The organism is Kitasatospora sp. NPDC008115 (assembly GCF_042957205.1).
In the GTDB taxonomy this organism is placed as follows: Bacteria; Actinomycetota; Actinomycetes; order Streptomycetales; family Streptomycetaceae; genus Kitasatospora.
The window spans coordinates 397,373-413,891 of sequence record NZ_JBIBHU010000002.1 but is presented as its reverse complement, the minus strand read 5'-3'; the positions used below and the strand labels follow the sequence as shown (position 1 = coordinate 413,891).

Below are 16,519 nucleotides of genomic sequence, written 5' to 3'. Positions count from 1 at the left end.
CACGAAAGGACGCACGACATGGCCTCGCAGAACATCAAGGAATTCAAGGAGAAGGTCGAGAAGCTCTACTACGACGAGCAGAGTGATTTCAGGCGCAAGTTCGACGCGGCGATCAGGGGTTTGACGCCGCCCACGGTGTTCCCGAACGATGACGTCTACAAGGACTGGCGGGAAGCGACCGGAAAGGATCTGGCTGAATTCTTCGTCGAATGGTACGACTGGGGCTGGAAGCAGCCCATCTCCGACGGCCTGAAATACATCCGCAGATTCAGCTGGATCAGCTACGAGAACGCCGCGGGTCTCGCGTTCGTGACCAGCGAATCAGGGCGCGACATGCTGGCCGACTTCACGCAACTGCAGGGCCGGCAGATGGACTCCACCGATTCCGAGAAGCTGGTCCAGCAGTGGATCGACGAACTCGGCCCGAAGCGGATGGCCGACTTCAAGGAAGGGGACTGGTCCACCCTCAACAAGTTCTTCATCAGGGAACTGAAGCCCAACGTCCGGCCGATCGACTACCCGGACGACCCCAGCGTCGTGACCGCCCCGACCGACTGCATCATCAATATGATCGTCGACAATCTGGCGCCCGACACTCCGCTCCCGATCAAGGCGGCCGTGACCATGAGTGTCGGCAGGCTGCTCGACGGCTCCGAGTACGCCGAGAACTTCATCGGCGGCACGGCCGTGTCGTGCATCCTCATGCCCGACACCTACCACCGCTACCACGCCCCGGTCGGCGGCGAGGTGGTCGAGTCCCGCGACGACGTCGGCGGCGTCTACTACGGGATCCGGGACTTCCCCGACCTGCTCAACAAGGGGAACGTCGGCTACGGGTACGACTACAGCCTGTTCGAGGACTTCCGCCGCGGATACGTCATCATCAAGACGCCCTACCTGGACCACAACGGGAACCCGGACGGCGAAGGATACGTCGGCCTGGTGCCCGTCGGCCTGAACTCGATCGGCTCGGTGAGGTTCCGCGACCCGTTCCGCAGGATCACGAAGGAGTCGACCCCGGTCGCGGTGAAGAAGGGCGACGAGATCGGCTACTTCCAGTACGGCGGTTCCTTGAACATCCTCCTGTTCGAGGCGGGCCGGTTCCCCGCGCTCCAACTGCTCCTGGGCCAGCGCATCGGGGTCCTCCAGGAGGTCGCGCACACCGAGAAGCACTTCGAGCGCTACGTCCGCCCGCTGCCCGGGCGCGTCACGCCGACGTCCTGACCTCCAGCCCGTCACGGAAGGTGACCCATGCCCCGTCAACCGGTGTACTCGATCCCGGCGAACGCCTCCGGCACGCAGAAGATCCACTTCTTCCCCGATCCCGACAAGAAGGACGAGGAAGGGCTCCCGAAGACCGCCCGGACCTACGCCGGGTACGCGGACGTCGACGGCCCGGGGCCGACGAGGAGCCACTTGTTCTACTGGTTCTTCGAGAGCCAGACCTGCGACCCCAACCTCGACGCCGACAAGCAGAAGGAGCTGATCGAGCAGACGCCCCTGCTGATCTGGCTCAACGGCGGGCCCGGCGCCTCCTCGCTCGCGGGGCTGTTCCTGGAGAACGGCCCGCTGCGCGTCGGTGACGACGCCGCCGGGTCCGTCTCGGTCAGCCCCGACAGCTGGAACCAGGAGGCCCACGTCCTCTACTGGGACCAGCCCATCGGCGCCGGGTACAGCTACTGCGACACCAAGGACGTGTACGTCGAGGACGAGGAGACCCTCAGCCGGATGTTCTGGCTGGCGCTCCAGCGGTTCTTCGACACCTACCCGGAGTACCTGGCGTGTCCCCTGTACGTCTGCGGCGAGAGCTACGCGGGCAAGTACGTGCCGTACATCGCCAAGAGGATCCACGAGCAGAACGCCGTCGGCGCCGGGACGCACCTCAACCTGCGCGGGATCGCCGTGGGCAACGGCTGGATCAAACCGGAGCTCTCGATCCGCGTCATGATCGACTACGCCTACGCGTCCGGGTTCCTCGGCCTGAATCAGAAGGCCGTCCTGGACTTCGCCTACGCCGACTTCCTGGAGGTCCTCCACGCCGGCCACCTGAAGAAGGCCACCGACCTCGGCAACGGCGTGATCAACGCCGTGCTGGCCTTCGGGGGCGACTTCGACGTCTACGACGTGCGGCGCTGGAACGACCTGTCCTGGGGCTCGCTGCCCGCCTACCTCAACACCGATGCCGTCAAGGAGGCCCTGCACGCCCACCACTCGTGGGAGTTCGCGGACAACGCGGGGCCGGTGGCCGAAGCGCTGAAGGCCGACATCATGGCGGACGCCTCACCGCTGTACGCCGACCTCATCCACGCGGAGGAGAACTACCAGGTCCTGCTCTACACCGGGGACTTCGACACCGCCTGCGGCTACCAGAGCACCGAGGAGATCCTCGCCGAGATCATGAAGGACGGCTGGGGCAACGCCAAGCGGCTGATCTGGAAGCAGGCGCAGGGGAACCCGAAGGGCTTCGTCCGCGCCCTGAGGAACGTCACCCAGGTCGCCGTGCCCGACTCCGGGCACGAGGTGCCCTACTACCAGCCGCAGGTCTCCCGGGAGATGCTCTACAACTGGCTCTTCCACCGCCCCTTCCACGGCCAGGACCCGACGGGCGTGGTCCAGGGCATCCTCGACAAGGCCAAGGCGGACGCCGACAGGGAGTCGGGATGAACCGGCACTTCAAGAGGACGAGGGAGATCGACGACCTGACGGCGGCCGCGGCGATCCTCGGGGAGGGCTACGTCTGCACCCTCGCCCACGTCGACCCCGAGACGGGCGGGCCGCGGTGCGTGCCCATGGTCTACGCGTACCACGAGGTGGGCGACGAGAAGCTCATCTATCTGCACGGCTCCATCTACTGGCCGCCGAAGATGAAGCTGAAGCCCTCGCTGCGACAGCTGTGGACCGACGGTGGAGTCTCCGTCTGTCTGGCCGTCACCCTCCTCGACGACCTGCTCGTCGGGCGGGCGGCGATCAGCACCTCCCTCAACTACCGTTCCGTGGTGGTGGACGGTGTCGCGAAGAAGGTCGATCCGGCGGACCGGGCGAAGGCGTTCGAGGCACTGAGCAACCACGTCATCCCGGGCCGCTGGCCCGAACTCCGCCCGATCAAGGACGGCAAGGGCGGCGAACTGGACTCGAACGGGGAAGACACCCCGACCGTCGGGGTTCTCGCCATCAGCCTCACGGAGAACGCGACGGTGCGGGTCAAACGGCACCGTGCCCTCGAACCGGAGCACGAGAAGCAGTACGACCTGGACTGGGACCACGGCAACGCCTGGGGCGGCCTGCTCCCGATCCGCCAGGTCTACGGGCCGGCCGTCCCCGATTCGCACGTCAAGGACGTGGGCGCCGACCCGCCCGACTCCGTCCAGCGGCTCGTCCGCAGGGGCGGGTAGCCGCCGACGCCACGTCCTGCGAGCCCGGGAGGGTCGCTCGCAGGACGTGGCCGTCACCGTGCCGCTTCGGCCGGGTTACGACCGGGTGGCCGGGCTGGTGTCGCCGCGTCCCTCCACGACCACGGCGGGCTCCAGCGGGGAGGCGATCTCCTGGCCCTTGCTGCGCGAGGCCCAGTCGCGGATCCCGATGAGGACCATGACGAAGAAGATCGCGTAGACGATGCCGGAGAAGTACAGCTCGGAGTGGATCGCGAGCGGCACGCCGACCAGGTCGACGGCCAGCCAGACGAACCAGAACTCCACGTAGCGGCGGGCCTGGGTGTACATCGCCAGGATCGAGCCGACGAAGATCCAGGCGTCCGCGAGGACCATCCACCAGGGGGCGCCGGGGTAGAACGAGGCGTCGTTCGCCTTGAGCACCGCGGCGAACGCGAAGGTGCCGACGGCCATGACGGCGATCAGGACCGCGCGCTCCTGCCAGGACGCCCAGCGGACGTTGATGGTGCCCTCCTGCTGCCGGCTGCGCCGCCAGGTGGCCCAGCCCCAGGAGGCCGAGACTATGATCACGACCTGCCGGGCGGCGTTGCCGCCGAGGTGGACGTTGAGGCTGGCGATCAGCAGCAGGACCGACCCGAGGATCTGGACGGGCCAGGCGACCAGCGAGCGGCGCAGGGCGAGCCAGACGGTCGCGAGCGCCAGGATGTTGCCGAGGAAGTCGGACCAGTAGACGGGGATGCCGAAGAAGCTGAACTGGTTGTTCAGCCACTCGAGAGCGCTCATGACCTACACCTTTGTTTGCTGGGGGAACAATCCTGGGTGTGAGCTGCGGCCCGGGACCGGGCCGGGGGCGAGGCGCGGAGCACGGCGGTGGGGGCAGGACCGTGCGGGGAGCCTCAGGGAGCGGTGATGGTGCTGCGGTGCGCGGCGAGCGCGTCGTCGCGCACGCGCCGCCCGTGGTCCGAGGCGAGGACGGCCTCGGAGCGCCGGACGTCCTCCCGCACGGCGCGCACCAGGGCGTCGGGAGAGGGGAACTTCACAGTGTCGCGGAGCCGTTCGGCGAACCACACGGTGACCGGTTCGCCGTAGACGTCCTCCGCCAGGTCGTGGCAGTACGCCTCGACGTGGACCTCGGCGGTGTCGCAGAAGGTCGGGTTCGATCCGACGCTGATCGTCGCCGGGTGGACGGCGCCGGTGCGGTGGCGGACCACCCAGCCGCTGTACACCGCGGCCGGCGGGACCGGGGAGTCCGGGCCGGCCGCGATGTTGGCGGTGGGGAACCCGAGCCCGTGGCCCCGGCCGGCGCCGTGCACCACCGTGCCGGTGAGGTGCGGGCGGGCGGCCGGGGTGCCGGGCCCGGGGGTCTCAGGCATGGGGCGACAACTCGCGGAACTGACTGGTGTGGAAGACCAGCGGCTCCACGCCGTCGAAGAGTTCGACGCTCAGCAGTTCCAGGAGCACGATCTCGTGGTCGCCGCCGTCGTAGGTCGCACCCACCCTGGCCGTCAGCCACAGTGCGGCGTCCTCGATGAGGACGGCGCCCTCGGGCGTCGCCGACCAGTCGACGCCGTCGAAACGCCTGGCCTCGCGGGAGGCCAGCCGCCGGCAGAGCGCGCCCTGGCCGTGGCTGAGCACGCTCAGTCCCAGGACGGGGGCCTCCGCCAGGCGCGGCCAGGTGGTGGAGGTGCGGGCGACGCTGACGGCGACCATCGGGGGCTGGAGCGAGATCGAGACGAAGGAGCTCGCCGCGAAGCCGACCGGCTCGTCCGCGCGCAGCGCGCTGATCGCGACCACACCGGTCGGGTAGGCCCCGAACGCCTGTCGCAGGGTCGCCGCGTCCAGCTGCGCCAGCTGCGCCGGCTCCGCCGGCGTGGACGTCCCGGCCGGTTCGGGGGCAAGGGTGGCCATGGTCATCGTCATCCTCTCCTCGCGGGTGCTGTTCTCAGTGCCGGTACCGCGCCGCCGGGTGGCTGGCCGGCAGCGCGCGGTCGTCCGCCCCGGTGAGCCGCTCGCGCAGGCTCTCGCCCTCCGTGTACTCGCCGCGGAAGACCCCGCGCTTGCGCAGGATCGGCAGCACCGACTCGACGAACTCGGTGGTCGAGGCCGGCTGGACCGCCGGGGAGAGCAGGAACCCGTCGAGGTCGGCGCCCTCGGCGAGGGCGCAGATCTCGTCGGCGATCTCCTCGGCGGTGCCGACGACCGGGCGCGCGCCGACGCCGTGGGTGTGCCAGTCGGCGAGCACGTCGCCGACGGTCTTGCCGGCGAAGCGGGCCACCTGGGTCTGCGACATTTCGGTGGACAGCTCCGTCATGGGGGTGTCCGGCGCGTAGGAGGAGAGGTCGAGCCCGGTGAACATGGCGTAGCTGGCGACCGTGACCTCGGGCCGCTGGGCGTCCAGGATCCGCTGGTAGCGACGCTCGGCGTCGGAGGCGGAGGCGCCGACGACACAGGAGAACGCCGACATCACCTTGACCTCGTCGGCCCGGCGGCCGGCCTTGACCGCCTCCTCGCGGATGGAGGCGGTGTGCCCGGCGAGCTGCTGGACGGAGCCGCTGCCGACGAACATGCACTCGCCGTGCCGTCCGCCGACCCGGCGGCCGGCCGGCGAGGCCCCGGCCTGGAAGAGCACCGGGGTGCCCTGCGGGGAGCGCGCGGTGTTGCCGTAGCCCTGCGAGCGGAAGAACGGACCCTCGTGGTTCACCAGGTGGACCTTGGCGGGGTCGGCGAAGCGGCCCTCCTTGTCCTTCTCCAGGGCGTCCGGCTCCCAGGCGCCCTCCCAGTACTTGTAGACGAGGTCGAGGAAGTCCTCGGCCATCCGGTAGCGGTCGTCGTGCGCCACCATCTCCATGCCGAAGGCCTTGACCGCGGTGTCGGCGGTGCCCGTCGTCACGATGTTCCAGCCGATCCGGCCGCCGGAGAGCTGGTCGAGGGTGGCCATCCGGCGGGCGAAGGCGTACGGCGGCTCGACCAGGACGGAGCCGGTCATCACCAGGCCCAGGTTCGTGGTCGTCGACAGCAGCGCGGACGCCACGACGACCGGGTCGAGCCGCGGCAGGTCGAGGGTCTCCTCGGTGGCGATCGGCGGGCGGGTGCCGTCGATCTCCGACCAGCCCCAGGCGTCGGCCAGGAAGAGGAAGTCCAGCTTGGCGTCCTCGCAGATCGTGGCGAGCTCGCGCCAGTACCCGAGGGTGTCGAAGAGGTGCCGCCGGCTGTCGGGGTGGCGCCAGGTGGCGGTGCCGCTCGCGTTGGTCTGGGCGTTCTCGAACAGGCCGATCTTGAGGTTCTTCATGGGTGGTTCTCCGTTGTGCTGGTGAGGGGCCCGTGGGGGGTGTCAGGGGGCGGAGGGGAGGGAGGTGGTGTCGAGCTGGGCCGCGTAGGGCATGGAGGACTGGGCGCCGAGGCCGGTGACGGCGTGCGAGGCGGCGCGCACCGCGCGTTCGACGGCGGCCGGCAGGGCGGCGCCGCGGCCGAGGGAGTCCGCGAGGGCGCCGCAGAAGGTGTCGCCGGCGCCCACGGTGTCCACCGCGTCCACGCGTGGCGCGGGGACGTGCAGGACGCCTGGGCCGTGCGACTCCTTGAGCAGCGCGCCGTCGGCCCCGAGGGTGACCACGACGGCCCGGCACGGGAGCACGGCGTGCTCCAGCAGTTCCCGCGCCTCGGGCAGTCCGGCGGGACGGTCGGCGCCGAGCAGGGAGGCGAGTTCGCCGAGGTTGGGGACCAGGACGTCGACCGCCGCCAGCACGCCCGGTGCGACCGGGCGGGCCGGCGCGGGGTTGAACACCACGGTCCCGCCCTGCTCGCGGGTGCGCAGGACCGCCAGGTCGACCACGCCGGGGGCGATCTCGTTCTGCACGAGGACGACCTCGCCGGGTGAGCGGACCAGCCTTGCGGGCAGGTCCTCGGCGCCGAGGGCGGCGTTGGCCCCCGGGTTCACGACGATGGTGTTCTCGCCCGCGCCGTCGACGACCACCGCGGCGAGTCCGGTCGGGTGCCGCTCGTCCGTCCGCACCTCGGTGACGTCCACGCCCTCGGCGGCGAGCGCGGCCAGCAGGCCGGCCGCGTCCGTGCCGACCCTGGCCACCAGGCGCACCCGGGATCCGAGGCGCGCCGCGGCGACCGCCTGGTTGGCGCCCTTGCCGCCAGCCCCCTCGGCGAAGTGCCGCGCGAGCACGGTCTCGCCGGGGTGCGGCAGGCCCTCGACGCTCAGCACGAGGTCGCGGTTCACCGAACCGACGACGGTGATGGACGGCATTGACGCTCCTTTGGGAGATCGATTTCCGACATGCTGTACCAGCACCCCCCAACCGTCAAGTAGCCTCCTCATGAAAAGACCGCCCCGATGTCGTGGCCCCTCCACCGCCCACCCATCCGAAGGACACCCACGTGACAGCGCCCCGACTCCTCGACGTGGCCGAGGCCGCCGGCGTCTCCCGCGCGACGGCCTCACGGGTACTCGCCGGAACACCGCGCAACGTCGACCCCGAGCTCGCCCGCCGGGTCGAGGAGGCCGCGCAGCGGCTCGGCTACCAGGCCAACCACTCGGCCCGGGCCCTGCGCACCGGCACCACCGGCACGGTCGGCGTGGTCGTCCCCACGCTCGCCAACCCGTACTTCGTCCAGCTCGCCGACGCCATCGCCCAGCACGTCCGGGCGGCCGGCGGCACGCTGATGGTCTCCGACGCGGCGAACGACCCCGCGATCGAGGCCGAGCAGATCGACACGCTGCTCAGCGGGCGGGTCGACGGCCTGTTCGTCGTCCCCGTCTCCGCCAGCGAGTCGGGGCCGGCCATCCGCAACGCCGCCGCGCGCCGCCCCGTCGTCCTGTTCGACCGGTGGGCCGAGGGCTCCGGCACCGTGGCGGTCACCCTCGACAACGCGGCCGCCGTCCGACTCCTCGTCGAGCACCTGGAACAGACGGGCCGTCACCGGATCGCGCTGGTCGCCGCGGACCAGGCCTCCTCCTCGGGCGCGGAACGGCTCGCCGCCTTCACCGAGGTCCAGGGCGACGGCGCCACCACCGTCCTGCTGCCCAACTTCACCACCGACGCGGGCCGCACGGCGGGGCGGCGCATCGTCGAACAGCGCGACCGGATCGACGCGGTCGTCTGCGGAGCGGACGTGCTCGCCGTCGGGCTGGTGAGCACGCTGCACCGCTCATCGGTCGCCGTGCCCGGGAAGATCGCCGTCACCGGCTTCGACGACACCGAGATACTCGAGCTCTTCGACCCCCCCATCACCTCCATCCGCCACCCGCTCTCCGCGATGGCCGAACGCGCGCTGACCCTGCTTCAGGCGCCGAGCCGCGAACGGACCGAGCGGGTCGAGCGCTTCCAGCCCCAGCTCGTCGTCCGCGCCTCGACGGACACCGCTTCCTGATCCGGCGTCAATCCTTCGCCGGGTGCACCCGGACCCGGCAACTCGCCCAGCCGCGCAGGACGTTGTTGAGCACGGGCGCCGCGGCGAGGAGTTCGAAGCGGCCGACCAGGGGCAGCAGGGCCGCCAGGACGGCCTGCATCTCGATCCGGGCCAGGCCCAGGCCCGGGCAGGCGTGCTCCCCCCGGCCGAAGGCCAGGTGGTCCGAGGGGCGCCGGCGCACGTCGAAGCGGTCGGGGTCGGGGTACTTGCGCCCGTCGCGGTTGGCCGCCCCGTAGAGGAGCATGACGCGCGAGCCCGCGGGCAGGGTGCACCCCTCGATCTCGTGGTCCTCGGTGACGACGCGGGTGAAGCGCTGTATCGGGGACTCCAGGCGCAGCACCTCGTTGACGGCGTGCGGGAGCAGCGAGGGGTCGGCGCGCAGGACGGCCCACTGCTCGGGGTGCGTGGCGAACAGGTGGACGGCGCTGGAGATGGCGTAGATCGTCGTGTCCAGGCTGGGCGCGATGTAGTCGATCACCATGAACGGGCACTGCTCCACCGGAAGGTCGCCGCGTTCGGCCGCCGTGTACAGCTCGGCGGCCCAGCCGGCCGGGTCGAGGGTGCCGGGCCGGGCCTCGCGCAGCGCGAAGGCGACCATCTCGTCGAGCTTGGGGAAGGCCTCGACGGTCCGCCGGTTCATCGGGCCCTGGGCGTCGAAGGTGGCGTTCGCCCACTCCAGCATGTGCGCGCGGCCGGCGTCGCCGAGGCCGACGAGCTCCGAGACGACGGTGAGCGGCAGGTGCCGGGCCAGCTCCGTGGTGGCGTCGAACGATCCCTGCCCCACGAGACGGCCGACCAGGTGCCGCGCCTCGCGCTCGATCCGGGGCACCAGCTCGCGCAGCCGCTCCGGGCGCAGCGGCCGCCCCAGCACCTGGCGCATCCGGGTGTGCTCGGGCGGGTCGCTGCACAGGGTGATCCCTTGCAGGGCGGAGTTGATCCGGTCGTTCATCATGACGCCCTGGGCGGAGGAGAAGGCCCGCCAGTCGGCGGCCGCCTCGCGCACCTGGCGGTAGCGGGCGAGGGCGTACACGCCGTGCGCGGTGAGTTCGACGACCGGGCCGAGGTCGCGCAGTTCGCGGTGGAGCGGGTAGGGGTCGCTCAGGGCGCGGTCGGTGAAGAGGTCAAGGTCGCTGGTGGGAATCGTCTGCACGGATTCCTCCGTCTCCGTCGTCGGGATCGTGTCGTGGGCCGTTGCGTGGGCCTCGCGCCGTCGCGCGGGCCTCGTGCCGTCGCGCGGCCCGCCGTCGTGGCGGACCCAGCGCGGCGGGCCGGTCCGGCACTCCGCGTCGGGAGTGCCGGACCGGCCCTTGATCCGGCGCGGCCGCCGCTAGCAGGGCTTCCAGGAGGAGATCGCGTCGTTGAACACGGTGCCGCCGAGGTTGGTCACCGAGTAGCCGCTCTCCAGGACGAAGTACCGGCCCTTGTAGTCGTTGTGCTCCCAGAAGCACATCCGCGCGGTGGTGATGTTCTGGAGGGAGGAGATCGAGTCCTGCCAGCGGGAGCCCCACCAGGTGTGCTTGCCCGCGTCCGGGACGGTGACCGGGACCATGCCGCAGTCGCCGAAGTCCGCGTGCAGGCAGACGTACATCGCGGCCGCGGCCGTGGACGGACCGTCGGCCGCCCTGGCCGTTCCACTCGCGGTGGCCGACATGGTCAGCGCGGCGGTCGAGACCGCGAGCGCGGCCAGGGTGGTCTTCAAACGGGGGTGCATGTGTCCTCCTCCGGACATGGACGGACGGTTCAGCCGTACGACCGGAAGACCGGACAGGCGAGCGGGTTGTGACACGTCGTCGGACCCGGATGGCATCCTCCGGGTATGGAGATGACGCTGCAGCTGGTGATCGACTGCGCCGACCCGGGGAGGCTGGTGGACTTCTGGGCGGAGGCGCTGGGGTACGTGCCGGAGCCCCGCCGGGCGGCCACGCCACCTGGCGGGAGTACTGGGCGGACATGGGGGTGCCCGCCGAGGAACTGCCGGAGGGGGCCGGGGAGACGCCGGAGTCGATCGTCGATCCGGCGGGGCGGGGGCCGCGGGTGTGGTTCCAGCGGGTCCCCGAGCCGAAGTCCGCCAAGAACCGGGTGCACCTCGACCTGAAGGTGGGTGGGGGTCGCGAGGTCCCGTTGGCGGTCCGCACCCGGCGGGTGACCGGGACCGTCGAGCGGCTGACCGGCGCCGGTGCCACCGTGCTGAGGGTCATGGACGAGCCGGACATGGAGTACTACGCCGTCGTCCTCCAGGACCCCGAGGGAAACGAGTTCTGCGTCGTCTAGAACGCCTGTCCCTGGCGTGACCCACGTCACAGTGGAGCGGTGTCACATTCCGCCGTCCGGTCCGGTCAAAAAGGTGAATCCCGACCACACGAGGAGCACACCATGGACGCCCGTCTCGACTACTTCGGCAACGGTGTCGGGGCCAAGGTCCTGCGCCACATCAACTCGGCCGGCAAGGTGCTGTCCGACGCGGGGCTGCCGCACGCGACGCAGGAGCTGGTGAAGATCCGCGCGAGCCAGATCAACGGCTGCGGCTTCTGCACCGACATGCACACCAAGGACGCCGCGCACGCGGGCGAGAGCGCCCAGCGGCTGCACCTGGTGGCGACCTGGCGGGAGGCCACCGTCTTCACCGACGCCGAGCGCGCCGCGCTGGAGCTGGCGGAGCAGGGCACCCGGATCGCGGACGCCGCCGGCGGTGTCACCGACGAGGCCTGGGAGAACGCCGCCAAACACTACGACGAGGACCAACTGGCAGCGCTGATCTCGCTCATCGCCGTGATCAACGCCTACAACCGGATCAACGTCATCAACCGGCAGCCCGCCGGGGCGTACCGGCCCGGCCAGTTCGGCTGAGCCCGGGAGGGAAGCCGGCCGGCCGCGGTCCCGCCCGGACCGTGGCCGGCCTCCCCCGCCGCACCCAGTGGAGGAAACCGACCCATGCAGAGCGCCGCAGACGCCGACCCGCCCGACCCGGCGACCCGGGACTTCCTCGCCGTCCGGCCGCAGCTGTTCGGGATCGTGTACCGGATCCTCGGCAGTACGGCGGAGGCCGAGGACATCGTCCAGGAGACCTGGCTGCGGTGGCGGAACACCGACCACGCCGGCGTCCACGACCCGGCGGCGTTCCTGGCCACCGTCACCACCCGGCTGGCCATCAACGTCGCCCAGTCGGCCCGGGTGCGGCGGGAGTCGTACGTCGGGCCGTGGCTCCCCGACCCCGTCGACACCCGGGCGGACCCGCAACTGGGGGCCGAGCGCGCCGAGGCGGTCGAGCTGGCCGTGCTGCTGCTCCTGGAGCGGCTCAATCCGGTGGAGCGGGCGGCGTACGTGCTCCGGGAGGCCTTCGACTACCCGTACGGGCGGATCGCGGAGATCGTGGAGACCAGCGAGGCCAACGCCCGCCAGCTGGTGAGCCGGGCGCGCAGGCACCTGGCCGCCGCGCGCCGGGCGCGCGTGGACCGCGCCGAGCACCGTCGGCTCCTGGAGGTGTTCGTCGGCGCCGCGCGCACCGGCGACCTCGCGGTGCTGGAGAAGCTGCTCGCGGCGGACGTCATCAGCTACTCCGACGGCGGGGGCGTCCGCGGCGCCTCCCGGGTCCCGGTCACCGGCCGCCCCGTCGTGGCCAGGTACCTGGCGGCCTTCGCGCCGCGCTTCTGGCCGGGGACGGAGCTGCGGTGGGTGGAGGCCAACGGGCTGCCGGCCGTGCTCGTCCGCGCCGGCGGCGCCGCGACGGCCCTGCTCTGCCTGGACGTCTCCGCCGAGGGGATCGAACGGATCATGTGGGTGATGAACCCGGCCAGGCTGGCGCCCTTCGTGGCCTCGCTGGACGGCTGAGCCCGATACCACCCGGTTCACCCGGGGTCGTTGTCACAGATCCGGGGGCCGCACTGTCCTACTGGTGCGGGCGGGGCCGGCCGGCGCACGTCCAGGGCCGGCCGGGCCGCCCGCGGGAACCGGAAGAATCACAGAGAGGACCCCCTCATGAAGATCGTCGTGATCGGTGGCACCGGACTCATCGGCTCGAAGCTGGTCGCCGCGCTCAAGGAGCAGGGCCACGAGGCGGTGCCGGCCGCCCCCGGCACCGGGGTCGACACACTGACCGGCCAGGGCCTGGCCGAGGTCCTGGAGGGCGCCTCGGTGGTGGTCGACGTGTCGAACTCCCCCTCGTTCGAGGACGACGCCGTCCTGGAGTTCTTCCGCACCTCCACCGCCAACCTGCTGAAGGCCGGGGCGGACGCCGGGGTGACCCACCACGTGGCGCTGTCGGTGGTCGGCACCGAGCGGCTCCAGGAGAGCGGCTACTTCCGCGCCAAGCAGGCGCAGGAGGAGCTGATCAAGGCGTCCGGGCTGCCCTACTCGATCGTCCACGCCACCCAGTTCTTCGAGTTCGCCAAGGGCATCGCGGCCTCGGCCACCGACGGGGACACCGTGCGGCTGTCCGCCGCGAGGATCCAGCCGGTGCGCTCCGACGACGTGGCCGCCGCCGTGGCCCGTACGGCCGTCGGTGCGCCCGTCAACGGCGTGGTGGAGGTGGCCGGGCCCGAGGTCTTCGGGCTGGACGAACTGGTCCGCACGGCGCTGGCCGGGACGGACGACCCGCGCACGGTCGTGACGGACCCCGGCGCCCGCTACTTCGGCGCCACGCTGGAGGAGCGCACGCTGCTGCCCGGGCCCGGTGCGCGACTCGCCGGGGCGCGGTTCGGCGACTGGCTGGCGGAGCAGCGCTGACCCGCTCCGGGGCGGCCCGCACCGTACGGCGTGCGGGCCGCCCCCCCGGTCAGGGCCTGTGTTCAAACCCCTTTGCGTTCGGACGTCGCAGTTCTGGCGCTCATGGCGGGCAGGTCTGCGGGTCGCGGTGACCTGGTAGCCGGGAGATGGGGTGTCAGCCCACGTGGTTAAGGTGGCTGGTCACTGACCTCAAGGGGATCCACCGTGGGCATTCATCCCGACCTGGCCGTATTACTCGATCTTGTACCAGCAGACCTCGCGGGCGGCGAGCGGATCGACTGGGCTGCGGCCGAGGCGTTGCTGGGGACAAAGCTGCCCAGCGACTACAAGGCACTGCTGGACACCTACGGCGTGGGCGACCTCGGCGAGCTCGTCATCCTGCCTCCGGCGCCGAGTGACGTGCGCGGCTGGGAGGGCTGCCACATCGGCGGCATGGCGGTCGGCCTGCGCGGGCTCTGGAATGAGGACGGAGGTGTCCCGGGCGTGACGCTCGGCGCGGATGCCGTCCTGCCGTGGGGCTCCGGCATGAACGCCAACGAGATGGCGTGGCTCATGAACGACTCCGATCCGGACAAGTGGCCGGTCGTGGCCTGGCGGCGGCACCACTCGTGGAACGAGTCGCCGTGGGCGCTGTTCGACTGCGGCATGGTCCAGTTCATCACCCGCATGATGCTGGGCCTGTTCGATGCCTGCCCACTCGGCGATGCGTCACTCTGGAACCGGACGGACACTTTCATCAGCTGGCGCGAGCAGCACCGGCGGCTTCTGGCCGGCCTGGACCCGCAGACCGGCGAGCCCAGTCCGTTCGCCGACATGTTTCCCATGACCGAGGACTGGCCCTGATCGGAGAACATCTCCGGGGAGAAGTGAGTGGCTTCCCAGCGGACGTGGGAGGGTGGACAGGCAGCCGGCACCTGGTCGGCGAGCTCCGGGCCAGGGTCACCGCGGTGACCGTGAGAACGATCAGTCCCGCTGGGCTTCACGGGACGCGGGCTGCCCTGACCGGCGCGAGGCTCGGCGGGTGATACGCCTGGTCATGAGGGTAATCGCAGCCCAGGTGATCAAGGACTCGGAGTGCGGATGAGTCGTTCGTAGTCTCTGGCGTGTCGGCGGCGTGCACGACCTGGGCAATCGACCTCTCGACGACCCAGCAGCGGGGCAGGACGACGAAGTCATCCCCGCGCGCGGGGGTGGCCCCATCATCGTCGACCTGCGAACCGAGGTTGCCCAGCGGAAACCGTGGAGAGCCCGTTGCGTTGAGAGGCGCACGGCGGGTTCGGCGAGAGGTCCGGGGAGACGGGCCGGGAGCAACCCCGGTACCGCGCCCCGGCCTACTCAGCAGCCGTGGCAGACCGTCTACGAGCGGTTCGCCCGCTGGGAGGCGGACGGCACGTGGGCGAAGCCGCTGGAGCACGTCCAGGTCCGCGACGACGCGGTGGGCCGGGTGGAGTGAACCGTCGCGGTCGACTCCACGGTCGACCGGGCCCACCAGCACGCTGCGGGTGCCCGCAGAGCAGAAGGGGGTCGCAGACGGGGACGAACTGGAGGATCCGGGCCGCGCGCAGGCGCCTGATCCTCTGGCTCCGCGAACCAACCAGATGATCATTTGTCAGACAGGCCTTAGGGGATCACCTCCTGCTCGCGGCGGATACCTACGCCTGCATGTACACCCATCAGCGGACACCGCAGTCCTCACTGCTCACGAGGTATCACCATCCTGGTGTAGACCACGATGAGGACGGAATCCGCAGAGAGGTGGCCCAGGTGTCCGACCGCATACCGGCCCGTCCGTCCGCCACGGCCCACCCGGACCGGCTCCCCCTGCCCGACGTCCTGAGAGGCGTGGCGATCCTGGGCACGCTGATGACCAACGTCTGGATCTTCGCCGCGCCCGCCGGCGAATGGGGCGCGCTGACCGGGGCGACCTCCGGCGCCACCCTGAACCATCTGCTGGACGCCCCTTCCCCCGCGCTGGCCGCGGAGACGCTCTTCCGCCTCGCCGCCGACGGCAAGTTCCTCGCCATGCTCACGGTCCTGTTCGGTGTCGGCCTGGCGATCCAGTACGACTCCGCCCGACGCCGCGGGCTGCCCTGGCCGAGGAGCTACCGGCCCCGTGCCTGGTTCCTGCTGGCCGAGGGCACCGTGCACTTCGTGCTGGTGTTCGCCTGGGACGTCCTGATGGCCTACGCCCTCTGCTCGCTGCTGGTCTCACGCCTGCTCGTCGCCTCCGACCGGGTGCAGCGGACCGTCCTCCGGGCGGCCGTGGCTTTCCACCTGGTCCTGATGACCGCCCTGAGCCTCCTCCTGGCACTGGGAGACGAGGTGTCGGCGACCGGGGAGGGCCCCGATGCCGCCGCGGTGGACCTCTACGCCCACGGGAGCTACCTCGACCAGATCGCCTTCCGGCTGGCCAACACCCTCGCCCTGCGGATCGAGCCGGTACTCAGCTTCGCCCTGCTGATGGCCCTCTTCCTCCTCGGCGTCCGGCTGTTCCGGGCCGGCGCCTTCGCCCCGGGCGAGGAGGGCCGGCGCCTGCGCAGCCGGCTGCTCGCCTGGGGCCTGGGCACCGGCCTCCCGCTCTCCCTGGCCTCCTCGCTGGCCGGAGCGGACGGCTTCCTGATCCAGCGCTACGTGGCCGCACCCGCCCTCGCCCTGGGCTACGTGGGCCTCGTCGGCGTGATCCTGGACCGGGTCGCCCGCCCGCCGCTCACCAGGAGCCTCACCGCCGTCGGCCGCACCGCGCTGTCCTGCTACGTCGGACAGAACCTGCTCTGCATGCTGGCCTGCTACGGGATCGGTCTCGGCCTCGCCGAGCGCCTGCGGGACAGCGGGCCGTGGTGGGTGATGGGCCTGTGGGCGGCGGTCTCCCTGATCCTGGTACTCGGCGCCCGCCTCTGGCTGCACCGCTTCCCGACCGGCCCCCTGGAGTCCGTCCAGCGGCTGCTGCTGCGCCGTCCGGTGCCCGCCGCACCCCGGCCGTGATCGTGGGTACT

At 71.2% G+C, this 16,519-nt stretch carries 17 protein-coding genes and 2 pseudogenes; 12 read left to right on the top strand and 7 right to left on the bottom strand.

All coding sequences use genetic code 11. From position 1 onward, the window contains the following. Positions 1-18: 18 nt before the first annotated feature. From ACFZBX_RS04200 to ACFZBX_RS04190, 3 genes are read left to right on the top strand one after another with little or no spacing between them, the layout of a single operon-like run. Complete coding sequence (locus ACFZBX_RS04200) at positions 19-1,224, top strand: phosphatidylserine decarboxylase (protein ID WP_391531406.1); 1,206 nt, start codon at positions 19-21, stop codon at positions 1,222-1,224. A gap of 27 nt (positions 1,225-1,251) precedes the next feature. Continuing rightward, complete coding sequence (locus tag ACFZBX_RS04195) at positions 1,252-2,664, top strand: hypothetical protein (RefSeq protein WP_391531405.1); 1,413 nt, start codon at positions 1,252-1,254, stop codon at positions 2,662-2,664. Beyond that, complete coding sequence (locus ACFZBX_RS04190; RefSeq protein WP_391531404.1) at positions 2,661-3,392, top strand: pyridoxamine 5'-phosphate oxidase family protein; 732 nt, start codon at positions 2,661-2,663, stop codon at positions 3,390-3,392. The genes ACFZBX_RS04195 and ACFZBX_RS04190 overlap by 4 nt, the downstream gene beginning before the upstream one ends. A 75-nt stretch (positions 3,393-3,467) precedes the next feature. Here the strand turns inward: ACFZBX_RS04190 and ACFZBX_RS04185 are convergent, their stop codons facing one another. From ACFZBX_RS04185 to ACFZBX_RS04165, 5 genes are all read right to left on the bottom strand, one after another. Then, positions 3,468-4,172, bottom strand: a complete 705-nt coding sequence (locus ACFZBX_RS04185) for a nicotinamide riboside transporter PnuC (RefSeq protein WP_391531403.1) — start codon at positions 4,170-4,172, stop codon at positions 3,468-3,470. A gap of 113 nt (positions 4,173-4,285) precedes the next feature. After that, complete coding sequence (locus ACFZBX_RS04180) at positions 4,286-4,762, bottom strand: riboflavin kinase (protein WP_391531402.1); 477 nt, start codon at positions 4,760-4,762, stop codon at positions 4,286-4,288. Continuing rightward, positions 4,755-5,309: a flavin reductase family protein gene (locus ACFZBX_RS04175; protein WP_391531401.1), complete on the bottom strand. Its 555-nt coding sequence runs from the start codon at positions 5,307-5,309 to the stop codon at positions 4,755-4,757. The genes ACFZBX_RS04180 and ACFZBX_RS04175 overlap by 8 nt, the downstream gene beginning before the upstream one ends. A 22-nt stretch (positions 5,310-5,331) precedes the next feature. After that, positions 5,332-6,678 carry an NtaA/DmoA family FMN-dependent monooxygenase gene (locus tag ACFZBX_RS04170; RefSeq protein ID WP_391531400.1) on the bottom strand — a complete coding sequence of 449 codons (1,347 nt, stop codon included), beginning with the start codon at positions 6,676-6,678 and terminating at the stop codon, positions 5,332-5,334. Between the two features lie 42 nt (positions 6,679-6,720). Next, complete coding sequence (locus ACFZBX_RS04165; RefSeq protein WP_391531399.1) at positions 6,721-7,641, bottom strand: ribokinase; 921 nt, start codon at positions 7,639-7,641, stop codon at positions 6,721-6,723. A gap of 131 nt (positions 7,642-7,772) precedes the next feature. On the opposite strand from ACFZBX_RS04165, the gene ACFZBX_RS04160 reads away from it, so the two are divergent. Continuing rightward, positions 7,773-8,765 (top strand): LacI family DNA-binding transcriptional regulator, encoded by a 993-nt coding sequence (locus ACFZBX_RS04160; protein WP_391531398.1) that lies wholly within the window; start codon positions 7,773-7,775, stop codon positions 8,763-8,765. A 7-nt stretch (positions 8,766-8,772) separates the two neighbouring features. Here ACFZBX_RS04160 and ACFZBX_RS04155 read toward each other — a convergent pair whose 3' ends face one another. Further along, positions 8,773-9,954: a cytochrome P450 gene (locus ACFZBX_RS04155; RefSeq protein ID WP_391531397.1), complete on the bottom strand. Its 1,182-nt coding sequence runs from the start codon at positions 9,952-9,954 to the stop codon at positions 8,773-8,775. A gap of 177 nt (positions 9,955-10,131) precedes the next feature. Further along, positions 10,132-10,515: a hypothetical protein gene (locus ACFZBX_RS04150; protein ID WP_391531396.1), complete on the bottom strand. Its 384-nt coding sequence runs from the start codon at positions 10,513-10,515 to the stop codon at positions 10,132-10,134. A gap of 105 nt (positions 10,516-10,620) precedes the next feature. Between ACFZBX_RS04150 and ACFZBX_RS04145 the strand changes: the two are divergent. The 8 genes and pseudogenes from ACFZBX_RS04145 to ACFZBX_RS04110 all read left to right on the top strand — a co-directional run. After that, positions 10,621-10,716 (top strand): annotated as a pseudogene (locus ACFZBX_RS04145) (VOC family protein); the annotation flags it as partial. A 38-nt stretch (positions 10,717-10,754) separates the two neighbouring features. Next, positions 10,755-11,075, top strand: coding sequence for a VOC family protein (locus ACFZBX_RS04140; protein WP_391531395.1), 321 nt, complete (start codon positions 10,755-10,757; stop codon positions 11,073-11,075). Positions 11,076-11,177: 102 nt separating this feature from the next. Beyond that, positions 11,178-11,651: a carboxymuconolactone decarboxylase family protein gene (locus ACFZBX_RS04135; RefSeq protein ID WP_391531394.1), complete on the top strand. Its 474-nt coding sequence runs from the start codon at positions 11,178-11,180 to the stop codon at positions 11,649-11,651. A gap of 84 nt (positions 11,652-11,735) precedes the next feature. Continuing rightward, positions 11,736-12,632: an RNA polymerase sigma-70 factor gene (locus ACFZBX_RS04130; RefSeq protein WP_391531393.1), complete on the top strand. Its 897-nt coding sequence runs from the start codon at positions 11,736-11,738 to the stop codon at positions 12,630-12,632. A gap of 147 nt (positions 12,633-12,779) precedes the next feature. Continuing rightward, positions 12,780-13,526 (top strand): SDR family oxidoreductase, encoded by a 747-nt coding sequence (locus ACFZBX_RS04125; RefSeq protein WP_391531392.1) that lies wholly within the window; start codon positions 12,780-12,782, stop codon positions 13,524-13,526. A gap of 204 nt (positions 13,527-13,730) precedes the next feature. Then, on the top strand, positions 13,731-14,369 hold the full coding sequence (locus tag ACFZBX_RS04120) for a hypothetical protein (RefSeq protein ID WP_391531391.1): 639 nt from the start codon (positions 13,731-13,733) through the stop codon (positions 14,367-14,369). A 499-nt stretch (positions 14,370-14,868) separates the two neighbouring features. Next, a pseudogene (locus tag ACFZBX_RS04115) lies at positions 14,869-15,106 on the top strand (IS5/IS1182 family transposase); the annotation flags it as partial. A gap of 175 nt (positions 15,107-15,281) precedes the next feature. After that, complete coding sequence (locus ACFZBX_RS04110) at positions 15,282-16,508, top strand: DUF418 domain-containing protein (protein WP_391531390.1); 1,227 nt, start codon at positions 15,282-15,284, stop codon at positions 16,506-16,508. The last annotated feature ends 11 nt before the right edge of the window (positions 16,509-16,519 follow it).

What these genes read in the sequence shown, in the direction of transcription:
- ACFZBX_RS04180 (WP_391531402.1), bottom strand. Translation starts at nt 4,762, where the DNA reads ATGCCTGAGACCCCCGGGCCCGGCACCCCGGCCGCCCGCCCGCACCTC.
- ACFZBX_RS04190 (WP_391531404.1), top strand. Translation starts at nt 2,661, where the DNA reads ATGAACCGGCACTTCAAGAGGACGAGGGAGATCGACGACCTGACGGCG.
- ACFZBX_RS04150 (WP_391531396.1), bottom strand. Translation starts at nt 10,515, where the DNA reads ATGCACCCCCGTTTGAAGACCACCCTGGCCGCGCTCGCGGTCTCGACC.
- ACFZBX_RS04170 (WP_391531400.1), bottom strand. Translation starts at nt 6,678, where the DNA reads ATGAAGAACCTCAAGATCGGCCTGTTCGAGAACGCCCAGACCAACGCG.
- ACFZBX_RS04165 (WP_391531399.1), bottom strand. Translation starts at nt 7,641, where the DNA reads ATGCCGTCCATCACCGTCGTCGGTTCGGTGAACCGCGACCTCGTGCTG.
- ACFZBX_RS04130 (WP_391531393.1), top strand. Translation starts at nt 11,736, where the DNA reads ATGCAGAGCGCCGCAGACGCCGACCCGCCCGACCCGGCGACCCGGGAC.
- ACFZBX_RS04125 (WP_391531392.1), top strand. Translation starts at nt 12,780, where the DNA reads ATGAAGATCGTCGTGATCGGTGGCACCGGACTCATCGGCTCGAAGCTG.
- ACFZBX_RS04140 (WP_391531395.1), top strand. Translation starts at nt 10,755, where the DNA reads ATGGGGGTGCCCGCCGAGGAACTGCCGGAGGGGGCCGGGGAGACGCCG.
- ACFZBX_RS04135 (WP_391531394.1), top strand. Translation starts at nt 11,178, where the DNA reads ATGGACGCCCGTCTCGACTACTTCGGCAACGGTGTCGGGGCCAAGGTC.
- ACFZBX_RS04195 (WP_391531405.1), top strand. Translation starts at nt 1,252, where the DNA reads ATGCCCCGTCAACCGGTGTACTCGATCCCGGCGAACGCCTCCGGCACG.
- ACFZBX_RS04185 (WP_391531403.1), bottom strand. Translation starts at nt 4,172, where the DNA reads ATGAGCGCTCTCGAGTGGCTGAACAACCAGTTCAGCTTCTTCGGCATC.
- ACFZBX_RS04175 (WP_391531401.1), bottom strand. Translation starts at nt 5,309, where the DNA reads ATGACGATGACCATGGCCACCCTTGCCCCCGAACCGGCCGGGACGTCC.
- ACFZBX_RS04200 (WP_391531406.1), top strand. Translation starts at nt 19, where the DNA reads ATGGCCTCGCAGAACATCAAGGAATTCAAGGAGAAGGTCGAGAAGCTC.